Raw genomic sequence first — 19,510 nt, forward strand, 5'->3', positions numbered from 1 at the left:
AGCCCTCCCTTTGGTCAAAATTTTCTGACTTGAAAGGAAACTGTCGCAGCCTTTTCTAGTGCTTTTTATTAATAAGGATTGAAGGAGAAAGTGGAACCAATGTTTTCGGCTTCTGCTTCTTTGGCTAATTGACCAGCAATAGCAATGTCTAAAGCACCGATACCGATTGGTACGCAGATAGTGGTCCCCTTACGTAGGCCTGGTAAGGTTAAACGACCTGAAGCTAATTGACCAATGGTTGCGTCAATATCGTCTTCATCAATAATTGACTTGGTGGCCGCATCCGCTAAAGCGCCACGGTGTAGGGCTTGGCCAATGTGGTCGACCACAATGTGGTCAGAATAGTTAATCAGGTGGTTACCGATTTCATGACCGGAACCAATTGGAATAATGACCGTGTCACCAGAAACATCTTGGTAGTCAAGTAAGGCTTCTTGTGACTTGGTTGCTGTGATCACGATATCGGCGTCACAGGCTTCTTTCACGTCAGTCACATAGTCAATATCGCCATCCACTAAGTCTTCATGTTCAGCGATAAATTCCTTAACCCCTTTGTCATGGTAGTGCCAGAGGTTAACGTGTTTAATATTAAACCAGTCAGCAATGGCATGGAGTTGCATAGAAGCTTGCATCCCGGTACCGAAGAGGGCTAAGTTAAGGTCAGCCCCCTTTTCAAAACCTAGGTACTTAATGGCAACAGCCGTTTGAGCACCAGTTCTGAGGTTAGTAATTAAGGTCCCATCCATCACTGCTTTAAAGGTTCCTAATTGAGGGTCAATCAAGAGAATAAGCCCATTAATGTAAGGATAGCCGGCCTCTTTCCGTTTGCCATCGAAACCACCGACCCATTTTAAACCAGCAACATCTAAGCCACCAATATAAGCAGGCATCGCATTCATATAACCTTCATATTCAGGCCAATCACTGTTGTTTCCTAGGTCTAAGGTGACCTTGGTTGGGTTCTTGACCCGACGTTCCCCTACCTCTTGGAAGGTTTTTTCAACAATTTCATTCACCTTGTCCATGGTCAACATTTTCTTAATGGTTTCTTGGTCTAATAATCGTGTTTCTGTCATATAACAACTTCCTTTCTATAACAATATCCACTTATATAGTAACAATAATTCAGAAAAAAGTTATAAAAAAGCCCTTGGCCAATTTCAGTGGCTAAGGGTTAGTACAATTTTTGAGTTAAAATTGATCGATTATTTTTTCTCTTCAGCCAGATAAGTAAAGACTTCCGAGCGACTTAAGTGGCCAAATATTTTCCCCTCATGGCTAATAATTACCGCTTCCTCTTGAGCCAGGACCTGGTAGAGCTCAGTCATGGAGGCCTGGCTATCAAGCTGGGGCAGGTCGTTAGCTAATTTACCAACCGCTTCTCCTTTTATCGCTGGCAATGCCTGTAAGAGTGAAGCGACCGAGGTCGGTTCTTCATTCACTAAACTCCCCTGTTTAAAAAAGTGGCGGACAAATTCATTGGCTGGCTTGGCTTTGATATTTTTAGGGCTATCAACCTGGACTAAGCGCCCGCCTTGCATGATGGCAATCCGGTCCCCCAAGCGCAAGGCTTCATCCATATCATGGGTAACAAAGACAATGGTGGTTTGGATTTTGTGGTGGAGGTCCAGTAAAAGATCCTGGAGCGATTCTCTAGAAAGTGGATCTAAGGCGGAAAAAGGCTCATCCATAAGAATCAAAGGCGGTTTAGCAGCAATGGCCCGACAGATCCCTATCCGCTGCTGTTCACCCCCAGAGAGTTCGTGAGGATAACGTTGGCTATATTTTTTTGGATCTAAGCCGACCTGGTCGAGGAGCTCTCTGGTCCTGGCCTGCCGTTCCTCCTTAGCCATACCGATCATTTCTGGAATGGTTTCGATATTCTCTTCCACAGTCATGGTGGGAAAGAGGGCAATATCTTGCAGAACATAGCCCATCTGCCAGCGCATTTTATTTAAGTTATAGGAACGGATATCTTGCCCCTTAAAGTAGACCCTGCCTGATTCTGGTTGGACTAGACCATTAATCATTTTTAGGGTGGTAGTTTTACCACTCCCTGATGGACCTACTAGGACAAAGAATTCCCCGCTTGAAATGGCTAGGTCTAAGTGATCAACCACTATTTTATCTTGGTAGACCTTGCTCACAGATTCAAAACGGATAAAATCTTTCATTATTGGTCACCTCCAATCAAGCCTTTGTCAAGCAAGAACTGATGGGCGACGTCTTGGGCTGACTGTCCTTCTTGACTGACCTGGTAGTTCATTTGAATCATTTCTTCCTCAGTAATCATGCCCCCTAAGCGGTTCAGGGCCGCTACTACTTGGGGGTGGTCTTTGGCATAGTCGAATCTTAGCATGGGCGCTCCTTGGTAGTGGGGGAAGAGGCCCAAGTCATCCTCTAAAGCCACTAGATCGTAGGCCTTGATTTCACTATCGGTCGAATAACCATCCACCAGGTCGACCTCCCCCTGGGCAATAGCTTGGTAGCGTAAAGCCGGTTCCATACTGGAGACTTGGCCAAATTGCATCTGGTAAAGAGATTGGATGCCTTGGTAGCCGTCTTCGCGGTCAATAAATTCTAAAGTAAAGCCCGCCCTTAACTTATCCGCATAGGGCTTTAAATCAGAAATTTTTTCAATTCCCATGGCTTGAGCTCGGTCGCGGCGCATCAGAATAGCATAGGTATTTTCATAGGCCATGGGTTCTAATAAGGTGAGTTGGTATTCTTCCTCCAAGCCCTGCTTAGCTAGGTCATAGGTTTCTTCCTTAGAAAGCTTTCCAGAACTGCTAGTCGGCGTATTTCCCAAAAGGCTGCCAAGGATGGTGCCGGAAAATTCAGGATAGACATCCACTTCTTGGTGGTCAAGGGCCTCAAAGAGAAAGCTGGTCTTTCCAAAGTTGGGCTTCAATTCCACTTGAATCTGGTCATTTTCAGCTTGGATGAGTTCCTGATACATATTGATCAAAATATCTGGCTCACTGCCTAATTTCCCGGCGATCACCACTTTTTGATCAGGGGCTTGAACATTTTGGTAAAGATTCACCCCGCCAATCACCAGGAAAAGTCCCAAGAGACTAGTCACTACCACCAGGGGTCGCTTATTCTGCAAGAACTTAATCAAGGCGGAAAAGGTCAAAGCTAAGAGGGCCGAAGCGATTGCCCCCACTAGTGTCAAAAGCGGTTGGTTACGGTCAATTCCCAAGAGGATAAAAGTTCCCAAGCCCCCGCCACCGATCAAAGCAGCAAGGGTAGCCGTTCCAATAATTAAAACCAGGGCTTGGCGGATGCCAGATACAATGACGGGTAAGGCAATCGGTATCTCCACCTTTAATAAGCGTCGCAGGGGTGACATCCCAAAGGCCAGCGCCGCCTCTTCGATAGAAGCATCAATCTCTGTGAGGCCCACATAGGTATTTTGAAAAATAGGCAGGAGAGCATAAACAACTAAGGCGATTAAGGCTGGCACCGTCCCAATCCCAACTAAAGGAATTAAAAGCCCTAAAAGTGCTAATGAAGGAATGGTTTGTAAAACACTGGTGACCTGCAGAGCCCCCTCAGCAATCCGGGGCTGAGAGCGAAGTCCAATCGCTAAAGGAATCCCGATGATAAGGGCAATTAATAAGGCGGTTAAAGACAGGGTCAGGTGTTCCCAGCTGGCCGCTAGTAAGTCACTGCCACGTTCTTGAAAAATACTTCCTAATTCTGCAATCATTTGTCCATCCTCTTACTATGCTTGCTTTTCATTGTTGACTGAAATCGCTCAGGTCTACGCGACAATTAAGCTCTCATTAGCTTAAATTAAAGGACAGTAAATAGCAATTTTAAAGCATGGCTTTTAACTCTAGTTATATAACCGTTCAGTCATTAAAGACTTCTTAAAAAGGCATAGCTAAAGGCTACCAAAGCGAGTGTAAGCGCTGACAAAATCAAGTCACTTGTGCTATTCTTAAGGAGTCAAGAAAATACCAAAGAGAAAGAAGGAATGCAAACATGAGTGAATTTAAAGAATTAACTTTTAAACCTGGCACCTATCATGTGCGTGCTAATGGACATAACGGCTCCCTCCCCATGACAGTTGAGTTATCTGAACACCGAATCGAAAAAATCGAAGTCGATTCTAGCGGGGAAACCAAGGGAATCGCTAGCCCGGTCTTTACTGAAGTGCCCCAAGACATTATCGCTGGGCAAACCTTAAATGTAGATACCGTTTCTGGTGCTACCGTGTCTAGCCACGGCATTATCGATGGAGTGGCTGACGCTGTTAAAGAAGCCGGCGCTGATCCAGAAGTCTTACGCCAACGTCCTAAACCTGAAAAAGAAACAGCCCAAGACGAAAACTTGGAAACGGATGTGGTAGTCGTTGGTGGTGGTGGTGCTGGTTTATCCGCAGCTGCTGCTAGTTTACAAAACGGTAAGAAGGTTATCTTACTGGAAAAATTCCCTGTGATCGGGGGAAATACCGTCCGTACCGGTGGCCCAATGAACGCTGCTGACCCTGAATGGCAAAATGAATTCAAGGCCCTCCCTGGTGAAGACCACACCCTAGAAGAAATCTACAATCTTGATGAAAGTGAAATCGACCAAGAATACCTGGAAGACTTCCGTGAACTAAGAAAGCAAATTAAGGCTTACTTAGACGAAGTTGAAGGTAAGGATGAATACCTCTTCGACTCCACCCTCTTACACCGGATTCAAACCTACCTCGGTGGTAAGCGGACTGACCTCAAGGGTAATCAAGTCTATGGGAACTACGACCTGGTCAAGACCTTAACCGATAACGTTTTGGACTCCGTTCACTGGTTATCAGACATTGGGGTGGACTTCAACTACAAGAGTGTGGAAATGCCAGTTGGGGCAATGTGGCGGCGTGGTCACCAACCAACCAGTGACAACGGCTATGCCTATGTCAAGAACCTCGAAAAATTCATCTTAGACAATGGCGGCCAAATCATCACTGATGCCCGCGTTAAAGAATTATTAGTAGAAAACGACCGTGTGGTTGGGGTGAAAGCAGACCACCAAGGCGCTAGCTTAACCGTTAATGCCAAAGCCGTTGTTCTAGGTTCTGGTGGTTTTGGGGCCAACACCAAGATGCTCCAAGAATACAACACCTACTGGGAACGGATTGACGATGATATTAAAACCTCTAACTCCCCTGCCATCACTGGTGACGGGATTCAATTAGGAGAACAAGTCCACGCTGACTTAGTCGACATGGGCATGATCCAAATGCTCCCAACCTGTGACCCAGAAACCGGAGCACTCTTCACCGGTCTCCAAGTTCCACCAGCAAACTTCCTCATGGTCAACCAAGAAGGCAAACGTTTCGTTAATGAATTTGGTACCCGGGATGAAATTTCCAAGGCAGCCATCGCTAACGGCAGTCTCTTCTACTTAATTGCTGACGATGAAATTAAGAAGACAGCCTACAATACCAGCCAAGAAAAAATCGACCAACAAGTAAAAGACGGTACCCTCTACCGGGCTGATACCATTGGCGAATTAGCCGAACAAATTGGCATCGACCCAAGTGTGCTAGAAGAAACCGTAGCTACCTATAATTCTTATGTGGACCAAGGGGAAGACCCTGATTTCCATAAGAATGCCTTCGATTTGAAGGTAGAAGTCGCACCATTCTATGCGACCCCACGTAAACCAGCTGTCCACCACACTATGGGTGGCTTGAAGATCGATACTGATGCCCATGTCATCAACCAAGACGGCGAAATCATCAAGGGCCTATACGCTGCTGGTGAAGTAGCCGGAGGTGTCCATGCTGGTAACCGTTTAGGTGGTAATGCCTTAGCTGATATCTTTACCTATGGACGGATTGCCGGTAAGAACGCCAGCCAAGAAGCTTAAATAAAAGCCTTATAAGCTATAACGACTAAAAGAGCTGAGTACAAAAGTGCTCAGCTTTTTTGATTGCAAGGGTTAACCCAGCGAATTCCCGCTAGTCATGGTAAAGTATAGTTATCACTAGCAATATTTTCTTTCAAAGAAAAGAATTTCTTGCTGAATTCCACTAAGAAAGGTGACCCTTATGTTATCTGACCAAAATGCCTATTATCTCCTCCAAGAGATGATTAAGTTTTACCCGCATGTGACCACTGAATTAAACTATGAAACCAACTTTCAATTGCTGATTGCTGTGATTCTCAGCGCCCAATCGACTGACCAAGGAGTCAATAAGGTCACTGCCAAATTATTCAGGGACTACCCCACCGCCGAAAAGATGGCCCAAGCCAGTCCTAAAGACCTGGAACCCTATATCCAACCCATTGGCCTCTACAAGAATAAGGCCAAATACATCCAAAAAGCTGCCCAACAAATTATTGAGGACTTCAATGGTCAGGTCCCTAAAGACCGTAAGGCCATCGAAAGCATTTCTGGTGTCGGGCGTAAAACGGCTAATGTGGTCCTGAGCATCGCCTATGATGTCCCCGCCTTTGCGGTCGATACCCATGTTCAAAGAGTCTGCAAGCACCATCGCATCGTTGACCAAGACGCCAGCGTGAAAGAGGTCGAGAAACGGGTCACTGACTTACTTGATGAATCGCAATGGCGGCAAGCCCACCAAGCCTTAGTTCGCTTTGGCCGTTACATTTGTACTGCTAGAAATCCGCAATGCTATGCCTATGAGCAATTATTTCACCTTCCTGATCCCAGTGAAGAAGATCTGCTCCCTAAAGCAGGCGAAAAATAAGATCAATTTAAAAGCGAGCAGGTCCCTTATTCGGACTGCTCGCTTTCTTTCTGCCTGACACGAGGTCAGCGCTAATTTTAATATCTCTCAGAATATAAAGGTCAGCCATGGGAGTCAAAACGCTCAGTAGGACTCTATATACTTATCAACTAAGCTTACAAGTAGAAGCGCTGCTGACCTTGCCAGACACGGACAGGATATTGGTCAATCATTAAGCTTTCCCCGTCGACTTGGCTAATCATTGGACTATCAATCTCCACCTCAACCACTTCCCCGCTTAAATGAGTCATATAAGGAGAGGTCTCTTGCTGGTGACTGATAAAAATACGGTAGAGGAGGTCTAAAATCGCCTGGGGGTTAATATCATGAATAACAATGGCAGACACTTTGCGGTCCTTGATTTCTTCCAAGGGGTAGAGATGAATGCCTCCACCAAAGTAGGGGTTATTCATAAAGACTACTAAGGCACAGCGGTCAAAATGATAGGGCTGGCCATCAATCTTCAACTGGCAATTAAAAAGTGACAGCCGGGGTAAGCATTGAAAGAGCCCTACGAGGTAACGCAATTTATTGCCCCAGGGCTTGCGGAAGATTCCCTGACTTTCTTTAAGCTTGATGGCTTGCTCAATGACGACACCATCAAAACCCAGCCCTAAACTATTGACCAAAGACCGTCTACGTCCCTCTTGGCCCAATTGGTAGTGGTAGATGGGCAGCGTTTTAGGAGACCGTCCTTTCACTAAAGGGGCTAAATAGTCAGACAAGCTGCTTTTATCCTGCTGGAAATAACGTGAGAAATCATTGCCCGACCCCGCTGGTAAATAGGTCAGGGGAATGTCGACTTGCTTAGCTTGGAGGACGGCAACTAGTTCATGAAGAGTCCCATCGCCGCCAATCACCAAGAGACGGCTCTCCTTTTGAAAGTTATCCAAGAGCTCTGGCACTAAGTCAAAGATATGACCCGGATAAGCGCTAGTATGCACGTGATAGCCCTGCTGGTGGTCATCAAGATAAGCTTGAACCTGGTCCAATACTTTCCTTCCCCGGCCTAGTCCAGCCTCTTCATGGCAAATAATTTCAATCACAGTCATGTCCCCTTTTTGTCTAATGAGTCCTTGGCTTGCTCCTTGCCGCCCTTCTCTCTTCGCTTTTGACCAGCTTATAAAAGCTGACGATTAATAGCCTTCGCGGTAATAGTCGTCTCCCTTATAGAGATCATGCAGATGGTAAATCGATTCACGACCTGGCATTTTCAATGGCATTTGTGGGTCTGAGAAGAGGGTGATCAAAGCGGGTGGTAGTTTGGAAATTTTCACTTGTTCTGGCGAAATGGCAGTGACTATTTCATCGCCGCGACCCTCTAAAATTTTCTTCCCAAATTGAGGATCAATCAAAGTTCCCCGGCCGACTGCTGCTAGATCAGCATAGTTTAGGGCATCTTGGGCTTTTTCTTCATCAGTGATGCCCCCCACGACAATTAACTTCACCTCGTCAGGCAAGACTTGACGGTAAAATTGGGAGTAAGTCTTGTCTTGACCAGCGGGTTTACCCTTATAGTTTAAGTTAGAAACATGGATATAGTCAAAATCATAATCCTTACCTAAATCTTCCACTAGGCGGGTAGAATCTTCATAGGTGTAGCCCACATTGTCCCCGTGAATTTCTTCCGGACTGATCCGGTAACCAATAATGAAGTCAGCAGGGGCTTCTTTTCTAACCACTTCAAAGACCGCATCATTGACTTCGCGGATAAAGCGCGTCCGGTTTTCATAGGAACCGCCCCACTTATCGGTCCGTTGGTTGGACCATTTGGAGAAGAATTGTTGGTGGAGGTAGTGGTTAGCCCCATGGATTTCTACCCCATCAAAACCGGCTTTAATGGCGCGGCGGGTAGCTTCTCCAAAGGCCTTAATGGTCGCTTCAATTTCTTCTTCAGTGATTTCTTGGACTGGATAGTCTAAGAAAGAAAAGTCAATGGCACTCGGTGCTAAGGCGCGACCCCCGTGGCGGGCTGGAAAATTAGATTCCCGTCCGGAGTGGTTCAATTGAATAACGGCCTTGTTCCCCTTTGCTTTTAGGCTTTTGGCAATTTTGCTTAAGCCTTCGATGTGTTCATCACTTTGGATCCCTAACTGCTCCTTGTTAGCTGCCCAGGTATGGGAGGGACCTCCATCCTTAATCACATAGCAATATTCGACAATCACCAATCCAGCTGATTCTGAACGCGCTGCGTAATAATCGAGTGTGTCTTGACTGACAAAACCTTCACTCAATCCACTATTAGTTAACATTGGCGGTTGGACAATCCGGCCCTTTAATTGAGCCCCGTGCCGCAAAGTAACGGTATCAGTTAATTTTTTAGTCATAGTAAGTATCCTTTCGCTAGCAAGCCATTTTTTAATAATTCTTATTGAACCAAAAAGAAACGGCCTGTTTTGTTTTTTCCTTTGGACATTATTTTAGCAAAATTCGCTAAAATTTCCAGAAAATGATGAATTTTACTTCTGTTCAATCGTGAACATTGATTGACTAGGTTTAAAAATTCACTATTCCTAATCCTATTTTTTGGGAGAAATTCGCAATTCTTTTGACTTAAAATTTCTTTTATCCCCCTACTTTCGTGATATGATAGCAATGGTTATATAAAATTTTATTAATAAAAGAAAGGACTGTTTTATGAGTACTAAGCAACTTCCTTGGAAAAATTTATTGATACTAGCTTTTATTGCTTGTATTGCGATGATTTCAGAATTACTGCCTTCAGGATTCTTGCAAGAAATGGCCAGTGCTTTTAACGTGCCTTTAGGACGAATGAGTCTCTTTATTGGAACCTATGCCATTATGTCGGCCGCAGTTGGTATTCCCATTACCCGGGCCTTTTCACAGGTCAACCGGAAAACCTACTTGCTATGGGTCTGCGGCTTCTTCGCATTCAGCAATTTATGCATTGCTTTTGCCCCCAACTTTCTCATTGCCTTTTTGGCACGGATTATCGCCGGAGCAGCTGCGGGAGCACTCTGGGCCATGTTAGGATCTTACCCTATTGGCTTTTTACCTTTGCATCTAGCAGGACGTGGAACTGCCATTGTCCTAGCGGGAGTGACTTTTGGATTGAGTGTCGGCCTACCTCTAGCAACGCTTTTTGCTAAGGCCTTTGGTTGGCGGATGGGATTTGTTTTAATTACGCTTTTATTTATTGCCTCCGCCCTCCTTGGTTTGAAGCTCTTCCCTCCAGTAGATGGTGAAGAATACAACGCTGATAACAACTACGGCAAGCTCTTAAAAAATAAGGGAATTTTGATTGCCAGTTTGGCAACGATTCTGATCGTGATGGCCCAATATATTTCTTACATTTTTATCCAACTCATTGCCCAAACAGCAGGCATTGCCGTGGCCTCTGCCCAAGCAGCCTTTGGGGTTGGCGCCCTCCTATCGATCGGCATTGTCGCCCGCTTTATTGACCGCTATCTCTTTAAATTAACCCTAGCGATCTCGGCTTTAACCGCCATCGCCATTTTTATCTTAGTGGTTAACGTCCCTAGTCCCTTGATTAATTACCTGGCCTTCGCCCTCTGGGGATTAGGCTTTGCGCCGATGACGACCCTCCTGCAAACCGCAACCACTAAACAGGTTGACCATGGCAAAGCCTTAGCTAATTCCGTCAGCGCGACTTCCTACGACTTAGCCATCATGCTGTCTAGTTTACTGGGTAGCTTAACCATCGCTTCGCTCGGGCTCAGCGGAACGCTTTGGATTTCCATTGGCTTTGCCTTAGCTGTCTTCTTTTTGGTTTTCTTTAACCATAAATATTTTACTTAATGCTAGCAATTCATTCCTATAAATAACTATTCCTTATGGTGTTGGGTGAAGCCTTCTGCTCCTCAACACCTTTTTTCTTGGCTAAAGTAAAAACCGATCTCCCCTAACTAGTAAAAAATCTAGCTAGGAGAAATCGGTTTTCTTTTAAGCTTTTTTTACATCAAGTGACTGGTTGGTAAGAATTATCTAGTGATGATTAAAAGCTTTTATTTATTTTTCCGTTTGCTTGGAAGGGCTAGGATTGCTCCTGCAGCAACTAACAAGAGTTCCAAGGCTACTGGTGCTGCAACCACACCGGTCTTAGGTAGGCTAGTGTATGTGCTTTCAGCTTGAGGAGCTTTTTCAGTGTGAGATTCTTTCTCTTCCACTTGGCTGAGCTTTGGACTTGCGGTAGCAGGTGCTTGAGGAGTTTCCTTAGCAAGCGTTTCAGTAGACTGATCAGTCTTTGCTTGTTGACTGTGATCAACTACTGTTGTTTGACTTGGTTGTTGACTATGACCACTTTCTTGACTTGGGTGATCATTGTCTTCTACCTGAGGAGCTGAAGGATGACTAGGTTCAGGGCTTGGACTAGCTGGTTCTGGACTTGAAGGGCAAGGTAGCGGTGAAGTTGGGATTTCTTCCACAAGCACTTCTCCTACTTTTGAAACCTTCTTATCCTTGCCTTGAGCAGTAGCTGTAATCTTGTCCTTGGCTTTCAGTGTAATTCCATCAGGAACTGGAACAAGGAAATTACCGTCTTTATCAGCAGTTACTTCAACTGGCTTATCTAGCCCTGGAATCGACACAATAACCTTAGCGAAGGCTTCTGTCTTACCACTGATTTGCTTGTCGCCTTCCTTCACTTTATTGAAGACTGGTGGCAAGGTAGTTTCCCGTTCAGCAAAGACTTTATCTTTTTCGATGAGATCTGTGGTGCCATCTGGGTAGGTGAAGATCGCATTGCCGTCCTTATCGATGGTGATGACCGTGTCCTTAGGTAGGTCTTTATTAAAGTCTTTCAACGATTTGACTGCTTGGTCTTGTTCTTCCTTAGTGATCTTATTCAGGTCATCCACCAAGGTAATCACTGGTTTAGGTGTGTATTTTTGACTGTGATCGCTGACAGTGACTTTGGCTTCCACAGTGTCTGTGGTCCCGTCTGGGTAGGTTACTTTCACTGGAACCGTAATGACGTCACCGTCTTTAGCGCCTTCTGGAACTTTAACAGTTAAACTACCGTCTGGGTTGACAGTCACACCTTGTGGGGCGTCCTTACCCAATTCATACTTGGTACCTTCTGGGGCTGGAGTGGTCTTGCCGTCTTTTCCAGTGAATTCTGGTTGGTCCACTTTCACTGATGAGCCTGGGGTGCCCACTTTGTCCTTGTATTTTGGTTCTACCTTTTGACTTTGATCGCTGACAGTCACTTTGGCGTTTACCGTATCACTGGTGCCATCTGGATAGGTTACCTTCACTGGGACGGTAATCACGTCACCATCTTTGGCGCCATCTGGCACTTTTACAGTCAAGCTTCCATCTGGGTTCACGGTCACACCTTGTGGGGCATCTTTACCAAGTTCGTACTTGGTCCCTTCTGGAGCTGGAGTGGTCTTGCCGTCTTTCCCAGTGAATTCTGGTTGGTCCACTTTGACTGATGAGCCTGGGGTGCCCACTTTATCCTTGTATTTTGGTTCAACGGTTTGACTTTGATCGCTGACAGTCACTTTGGCGTTGACGGTATCTGTGGTGCCATCTGGGTAAGTCACCTTAACAGGAACGGTGATTACATCCCCATCTTTGGCGCCTTCCGGTACTTTTACAGTCAAGCTTCCGTCTGGGTTCACGGTCACACCTTGTGGGGCATCTTTACCGAGTTCATACTTGGTGCCTGCTGGGGCTGGAGTGGTCTTGCCGTCTTTTCCAGTGAATTCTGGTTGGTCCACTTTCACTGATGAGCCTGGGGTGCCCACTTTGTCCTTGTATTTCGGTTCAACGGTTTGACTTTGGTCGCTGACAGTTACTTTAGCTTCAACAATATCTTTAGTGCCATCTGGATAGGTCACTTTCACAGGAACAGTGATCACGTCACCGTCTTTAGCGCCTTCTGGAACTTTAACAGTTAAACTACCGTCTGGGTTCACGGTTACGCCTTGTGGAGCGTCCTTACCAAGTTCGTACTTAGTGCCTTCTGGTGCTGGAGTGGTCTTGCCATCTTTTCCAGTGAATTCTGGTTGGTCCACTTTCACTGATGAGCCTGGGGTACCCACTTTGTCTTTGTACTTAGGCTCCACGGTTTGACTTTGGTCGCTGACAGTCACTTTGGCGTTTACCGTGTCGCTGGTGCCGTCTGGATAAGTTACCTTAACAGGGACCGTGATCACGTCACCATCTTTGGCGCCTTCTGGAACCTTAACGGTTAGACTGCCATCTGGACCCACGGTCACCCCTTGTGGCGCATCTTTACCAAGTTCGTACTTCGTTCCTTCTGGTGCTGTCGTTGGGTTGCCATCTTTATCACTGAAGGATGGTTGTTCTACTGGAACTTCTTCACCCGGGATGCCTGTCTTGTCCTTGTACTTAGGTTCTACCTTTTGACTTTGATCGCTGACAGTCACTTTGGCGTTGACGGTATCTGTGGTGCCATCTGGGTAAGTTACCTTAACAGGAACGGTGATTACATCCCCGTCTTTGGCGCCATCTGGCACTTTTACAGTCAAGCTTCCATCTGGGTTCACGGTCACACCTTGTGGGGCATCTTTACCGAGTTCATACTTGGTCCCTTCTGGAGCTGGAGTGGTCTTGCCGTCTTTCCCAGTGAATTCTGGTTGGTCCACTTTGACTGATGAGCCTGGGGTGCCCACTTTATCCTTGTATTTTGGTTCAACGGTTTGACTTTGGTCGCTGACAGTCACTTTGGCGTTTACCGTGTCGCTGGTGCCGTCTGGATAAGTTACCTTAACAGGGACCGTGATCACGTCACCATCTTTGGCGCCTTCTGGAACCTTAACGGTTAGACTGCCATCTGGACCCACGGTCACCCCTTGTGGCGCATCTTTACCAAGTTCGTACTTCGTTCCTTCTGGTGCTGTCGTTGGGTTGCCATCTTTATCACTGAAGGATGGTTGTTCTACTGGAACTTCTTCACCCGGGATGCCTGTCTTGTCCTTGTACTTAGGTTCTACCTTTTGACTTTGATCGCTGACAGTCACTTTGGCGTTGACGGTATCTGTGGTGCCATCTGGGTAAGTTACCTTAACAGGAACGGTGATTACATCCCCATCTTTGGCACCTTCTGGAACTTTAACAGTCAATCTTCCGTCTGGTTTAACCGTTACCCCTTGAGGAGCGTCTTTACCGAGTTCGTACTTGGTACCGTTTGGCGCGGTAGTTGGATTCCCGTCTTTGTCGGTGAAGGATGGTTGTTCTACTGGAACTTCTTCACCTGGGATGCCTGTCTTGTCCTTGTACTTAGGTTCAACAGTTTGACTTTGGTCGCTAACAGTTACTTTAGCGTTGACTGTATCGCTGGTTCCATCTGGATAAGTTACCTTAACAGGAACAGTAATTACGTCACCGTCTTTAGCGCCTTCTGGGACCTTAACGGTTAGACTGCCATCTGGTTTTACGGTCACGCCTTGTGGCGCATCTTTACCGAGTTCGTACTTGGTACCATTTGGCGCGGTAGTTGGGTTCCCGTCTTTGTCGGTGAAGTTTGGTTGTTCTACTTGGACTTCTTCACCTGGAATACCGGTCTTGTCTTTATACTTAGGTTCTACCTTTTGACTTTGATCGCTGACAGTTACTTTAGCGTTGACTGTATCGCTGGTTCCATCTGGATAAGTTACCTTAACAGGAACAGTAATTACGTCACCGTCTTTAGCGCCTTCTGGGACCTTAACGGTTAGACTGCCATCTGGTTTTACGGTCACGCCTTGTGGCGCATCTTTACCGAGTTCGTACTTGGTACCATTTGGCGCGGTAGTTGGGTTTCCCTCTTTGTTGGTGAAGTTTGGTTTTTCTACCGGTACTTCTTCACCTGGGATGCCTGTCTTGTCTTTGTACTTAGGTTCGACCTTTTGACTTTGATCGCTGACAGTCACTTTAGCGTTGACGGTATCTGTGGTTTTGTCTGGGTAAGTTACCTTCACTGGGACGGTAATTACGTCACCGTCTTTGGCACCTGCTGGAACCTTAACGGTTAGGCTACCGTCTGGGTTTACGGTTACGCCTTGTGGAGCGTCTTTGCCCAATTCATACTTAGTGCCCTCTGGGGCTTCGGTTGGATTGCTGTCTTTTCCAGTGAATTCTGGTTGGTCAACTTTTACGGATGAGCCTGGAGTACCTACTTTATCTTTGTATTTTGGCTCTACGGTTTGGCTTTGGTCGCTGACGGTCACTTTGGCGTTGACGGTATCTGTGGTGCCATCTGGGTAGGTTACCTTAACAGGAATGGTAATGACATCGCCATCTTTGGCACCTTCTGGAACCTTAACGGTTAAGCTACCGTCTGGGTTTACGGTTACGCCTTGTGGAGCGTCTTTGCCCAATTCATACTTAGTGCCCTCTGGGGCTTCGGTTGGATTGCTGTCTTTTCCAGTGAATTCTGGTTGGTCAACTTTTACGGATGAGCCTGGAGTACCTACTTTATCTTTGTATTTTGGCTCTACGGTTTGGCTTTGGTCGCTGACGGTCACTTTGGCGTTGACGGTATCTGTGGTGCCATCTGGGTAGGTTACCTTAACAGGAACGGTAATCACGTCGCCATCTTTGGCACCTTCTGGAACCTTAACGGTTAGGCTACCGTCTGGGTTTACGGTTACGCCTTGTGGAGCGTCTTTGCCCAATTCATACTTAGTGCCCTCTGGGGCTTCGGTTGGATTGCCATCTTTACCAGTGAATTCTGGTTGGTCAACTTTTACGGATGAGCCTGGAGTACCTACTTTATCTTTGTATTTTGGCTCTACGGTTTGGCTTTGGTCGCTGACGGTCACTTTGGCGTTGACGGTATCTGTGGTGCCATCTGGGTAGGTTACCTTAACAGGAACGGTAATCACGTCGCCATCTTTGGCACCTTCTGGAACCTTAACGGTTAGGCTACCGTCTGGGTTTACGGTTACGCCTTGTGGAGCGTCTTTGCCCAATTCAAACTTAGTGCCCTCTGGGGCTTCGGTTGGATTGCCATCTTTACCAGTGAATTCTGGTTGGTCAACTTTTACGGATGAGCCTGGGGTGCCCACTTTGTCTTTGTACTTAGGCTCCACGGTTTGACTTTGGTCGCTAACAGTCACCTTAGCGTTGACGGTATCTGTGGTGCCATCTGGGTAGGTTACCTTAACAGGAACGGTAATCACATCGCCGTCTTTGGCACCTTCTGGAACCTTAACGGTTAGGCTACCGTCTGGGTTGACAGTGACACCTTGTGGGGCGTCTTTACCGAGTTCGTACTTGGTACCGTTTGGCGCGGTAGTTGGATTCCCGTCTTTGTCGGTGAAGGATGGTTGTTCTACTGGAACTTCTTCACCTGGAATACCGGTCTTGTCTTTATACTTCGGTTCAACCTTTTGACTTTGATCGCTGACAGTGACTTTGGCGTTGACTGTATCGCTGGTTCCATCTGGATAAGTTACCTTAACAGGAACAGTAATTACATCGCCGTCTTTGGCACCTTCTGGAACCTTAACGGTTAGGCTACCGTCTGGGTTGACAGTGACACCTTGTGGGGCGTCTTTACCGAGTTCGTACTTGGTACCGTTTGGCGCGGTAGTTGGATTCCCGTCCTTGTCGGTGAAGTTTGGTTTCTCTACTGGGACTTCTTCACCCGGGATGCCTGTCTTGTCCTCATACTTAGGTTCGAATTCTTCTTTTTGTTGTTTAAGGACTTGGGCGGTAAATTCCTTATCTTCGGTAATTTCTTTACCGACTTGGTCATATTTATCGTAAGCCCAAGTTGTGGTTTCATTAGCAGAAGGTTTGTGATAGTTAACCTCATATTTTTCATCAGGAGAAACTTTTGGCAGAGCAACTTTTTGCTCTTTACCATTCTTGTCCTTGCCAACTAAGTTCGCGCCGTCTTCAGAAATTTTGACGCCCGCTTTTGGATTGACGAAGTAAACCTTATCAGCATCCGCTTGGTCTAATTTCCCGCCTTCAACATCCTTAAAGGTCACCTTAACGTAACCGTCAGGCTTGCCTTGTCCGGAGTCGGCTGGAATGATTTCGTCAATTTTTCTATAAACAAGTTCTAGAGTGGCATTCTTTTGTGGATTGAAGCTTTGGTTTTGGCCATTTACTTGTGGTTTTTCGAAGACATAACCAACGAATTTAGGCGCAGAGAAGTCCTCTTTCCCGGCGTATTCGATTACCCGACTATCGCGTTTACCTTCAATCTCACTTGGATACTTGTCTTCAGCTTCTGCTCTAAATTTAGGATCAATATCCTTGCCATCACTTGTGACATATCTCACTTTGGCATAACTTGGACGTTGAACATGGATGAGATAAGGAATAGGTGTTGGCTTGTCTTCACCTGGTAAGGTCACGTTGATCGTTCCCTCGACATCCTTCTCTTCAGCATCTGCTGGAGCCTTATAGGTGATTTCACCGGTTTTTGGATCCACGGTTAAACCAGTTGGATTGCTTACGCCATCTCCACTTGGTAATTCAAATTTTGTGCCTTCAGGGAATTTGTAGTTAGGGTCATCCTTCTTACTTGGTGTGATCGCTGAGGTCACTGTATCCCCCGCTTGAACGGTCTTTTCTGGATAGCTAGCAGTTACCAAAGGCGCTGATTCCTTGAATTTGACTGTCGTCTTGCCGTCTTTTTCTTTAGAGTTTGGATCTTTAATACGGATGGAAATATTCCCTGATTGGTCAACCGTAATGTCATCATCAGATAGACCAAGCGCCTTGTTGCGTTCTTTTATCTTGGCTTTGATAGACGCGAGTTCATTTGGGTTTAAGTTAGCAGGATCATTGACCAGAGTTTCCTTGATCTTTTCAGAGTAATAGATAGCGGTTGCAATAATTTCAGGTGAAGTAGCATTTTTATCAGTGGTTAGCGTTCCGACAAAATCTTGTCTACCAATTTCATGTTTTAGGCCATCAGTATTAACATGTTTGCTAATCTTCGACTTAATATCTGCAATCAGTTGGGCTTTGGACATATTATTTAGGCCCCATTTTTTCTTACCGTCAACCCAGACTCCTTTGAGAGCATCGTAATTAATGTCCACTAAATTTTCAATTTCATTGACTTTGAAATGCTTGTCAACTTCATCAACATTGCGAATTAGAGTACCGGTCTTAACAGGTAGTATCCGAACCATAAACCAATTTGACCAGGATTGTTTATAGGTAAAATCGCCCTCTTGGTTATTAATTCCTAAGGCACGGTTACCGCCTGTATCATTGGATTGTCCCGAATCAAACTTACCTGAAATAGTAATTTTTTCGCCATCTTGCTTAAAGTCCAATCCGGACAAGTGCTTTTTACTAGTCCCTGGTTTTTCAACCGCCCAAAGTTTATTATAATCGCCTTTTCTAATTGGAATATTAACAGGGGGCAGCTCGGTCGAACGGAACCCTTTTGGACTCTTATCATTAGGATTCAAGAACAAATAGATATCATCAATCTTCCCAACAGCCGAAACAAATTCTGTGCTAGGAACCAAGTAGGAAAGTCCATCTTGACTAACGGTTAAATCACCCTTGTCGTTCATTTCAAACTTGGCGTTTTTTAAATCAATGTGGGTGTTTGCTTTTTTAAAGTCTTCAATAAATTAATCTTTTTCTGCTTGAGTTAGGGTATAGTTATTGGGATCTTTAACATTGAGCTTGCCAACATTATGCATTGAATGGTTTGCTGGACTTCCGGTTCCCTTATCTTGGAAGGAATAAGGCGGACGGTAGTAAACCCCTCTTACTTTGATCGTCTTACTCTTACCGTTTTTAGTTAAAGTCACAATAATATCTGCAGCTTTTTCACGACGATTAGGTCCATAGGTGGTGGAATGAGTTTGTGTCCCTTGGTCAGATGGTCTTGTCACTTTAAAGGCAGAGTCATCTACTTTAACATCAATGGTACTTGGATCAATACCGCTCTTTTCGAGGGCCTTTTTCACTTCTGGATTATCCAATACAAAGCTTTTTATTTTATCTGTCGAATTTTCTAATCCTTCTTCAAAGAAATTATGCGACAAAGCCCCTGCGTATTCAGGCAGGGTAACTTCATCAATCGACTTAGGTGCTGAGGTATTAACTCGTTCTCCTTCACCCTCATAATTCACGGCCCGAACTTCAGAATTTTCGGAGGCTGCATCCTGTTTGGGAGCAGGTTTTTCTTCTCCCTTTTCTGGTTGAGCAACTTCGTTTGCAGGTTTTTCAGCCTGTAGAGAAGCTGCCTTCTCTACATTACTTACTTTATTCTCTTTTTCGTCAGATACTGGTTGAACTTCAGCTGTGGGCTCAGCTTTAGCGGGTTTTGTCGCTTCTGCTTGAACCTTATCTGCTTGACCAGTTTGGGCTGGTTTTGGCGCTTCTGGCTGAACCTCAGCTGGCTTGCTGCTTGCTTGTGTATTGGAAGCAGGCGTTTCAGCGTGGACAGCTTCATTTAGTACTGGACTATTCTTATTTTCTTTAGCATTCTCATCGACAACAGTAGCAGAACTTGGTAGCGTGTCAGCAGCTTGGAGTTCTGCGGCTTGGACAATAGCCCCTTGCCCTAGAAAACTCAATCCTACCGATACAGCTACTGAAAATACACCTATTTTAAGATTCTTGATAGCATAGTGATAGTTACGTTGACTACGCTTACGTATCTGCTCATGTTGATTATTTTTACTTAACATAAACATTCCTCTTTTTAATAAATAATATTTTCTAACATGTTAGCGCTATTATTATAAAGGATTTTTAGCATATATTCTATAATAATTTTTCTTTTTAATAATTATAATAAAATATATGTAAATAAACAAAATTGTTTTTCTTTAAATCTTATTT

General features: G+C 45.3%; 10 protein-coding genes. 3 read left to right on the forward strand and 7 right to left on the reverse strand.

What is annotated here, in order from left to right; translation table 11 throughout:
* Positions 1-68: 68 nt before the first annotated feature.
* The 3 genes from CJ190_RS06975 to CJ190_RS06985 form a co-directional block, all read right to left on the reverse strand.
* Entirely contained in the window at positions 69-1,076 is a 1,008-nt protein-coding gene (locus CJ190_RS06975; RefSeq protein WP_064292188.1) for an ornithine cyclodeaminase family protein, read from the reverse strand.
* 129 nt (positions 1,077-1,205) lie between these two features.
* Complete coding sequence (locus tag CJ190_RS06980) at positions 1,206-2,174, reverse strand: ABC transporter ATP-binding protein (RefSeq protein ID WP_064292189.1); 969 nt, start codon at positions 2,172-2,174, stop codon at positions 1,206-1,208.
* Positions 2,174-3,715 carry an ABC transporter permease/substrate-binding protein gene (locus CJ190_RS06985; RefSeq protein WP_064292190.1) on the reverse strand — a complete coding sequence of 514 codons (1,542 nt, stop codon included), beginning with the start codon at positions 3,713-3,715 and terminating at the stop codon, positions 2,174-2,176. The genes CJ190_RS06980 and CJ190_RS06985 overlap by 1 nt, the downstream gene beginning before the upstream one ends.
* Positions 3,716-3,993: 278 nt before the next feature.
* On the opposite strand from CJ190_RS06985, the gene CJ190_RS06990 reads away from it, so the two are divergent.
* On the forward strand, positions 3,994-5,865 hold the full coding sequence (locus CJ190_RS06990) for a flavocytochrome c (RefSeq protein WP_064292191.1): 1,872 nt from the start codon (positions 3,994-3,996) through the stop codon (positions 5,863-5,865).
* Positions 5,866-6,046: 181 nt separating this feature from the next.
* On the forward strand, positions 6,047-6,709 hold the full coding sequence (gene nth, locus CJ190_RS06995; RefSeq protein WP_064292192.1) for an endonuclease III: 663 nt from the start codon (positions 6,047-6,049) through the stop codon (positions 6,707-6,709).
* A gap of 155 nt (positions 6,710-6,864) precedes the next feature.
* On the opposite strand, the gene CJ190_RS07000 is transcribed toward nth, so the two are convergent.
* The gene (locus CJ190_RS07000; protein ID WP_168162790.1) at positions 6,865-7,794 is read right to left on the reverse strand and encodes a diacylglycerol/lipid kinase family protein; all 930 of its coding nucleotides are present in this window, start codon (positions 7,792-7,794) and stop codon (positions 6,865-6,867) included.
* Positions 7,795-7,884: 90 nt separating this feature from the next.
* Positions 7,885-9,075, reverse strand: a complete 1,191-nt coding sequence (locus CJ190_RS07005) for an oxidoreductase (RefSeq protein WP_064292194.1) — start codon at positions 9,073-9,075, stop codon at positions 7,885-7,887.
* A gap of 310 nt (positions 9,076-9,385) precedes the next feature.
* On the opposite strand from CJ190_RS07005, the gene CJ190_RS07010 reads away from it, so the two are divergent.
* Entirely contained in the window at positions 9,386-10,528 is a 1,143-nt protein-coding gene (locus CJ190_RS07010; RefSeq protein WP_064292195.1) for an MFS transporter, read from the forward strand.
* A 206-nt stretch (positions 10,529-10,734) separates the two neighbouring features.
* Here the strand turns inward: CJ190_RS07010 and CJ190_RS07015 are convergent, their stop codons facing one another.
* The gene (locus tag CJ190_RS07015; protein ID WP_102723042.1) at positions 10,735-18,228 is read right to left on the reverse strand and encodes a YPDG domain-containing protein; all 7,494 of its coding nucleotides are present in this window, start codon (positions 18,226-18,228) and stop codon (positions 10,735-10,737) included.
* Between the two features lie 60 nt (positions 18,229-18,288).
* Positions 18,289-19,356 (reverse strand): hypothetical protein, encoded by a 1,068-nt coding sequence (locus CJ190_RS07020; protein ID WP_070598123.1) that lies wholly within the window; start codon positions 19,354-19,356, stop codon positions 18,289-18,291.
* Between the last annotated feature and the right edge of the window lie 154 nt (positions 19,357-19,510).

Source organism: Aerococcus loyolae, from assembly GCF_002871915.2.
Lineage (GTDB): Bacteria > Bacillota > Bacilli > Lactobacillales > Aerococcaceae > Aerococcus > Aerococcus loyolae.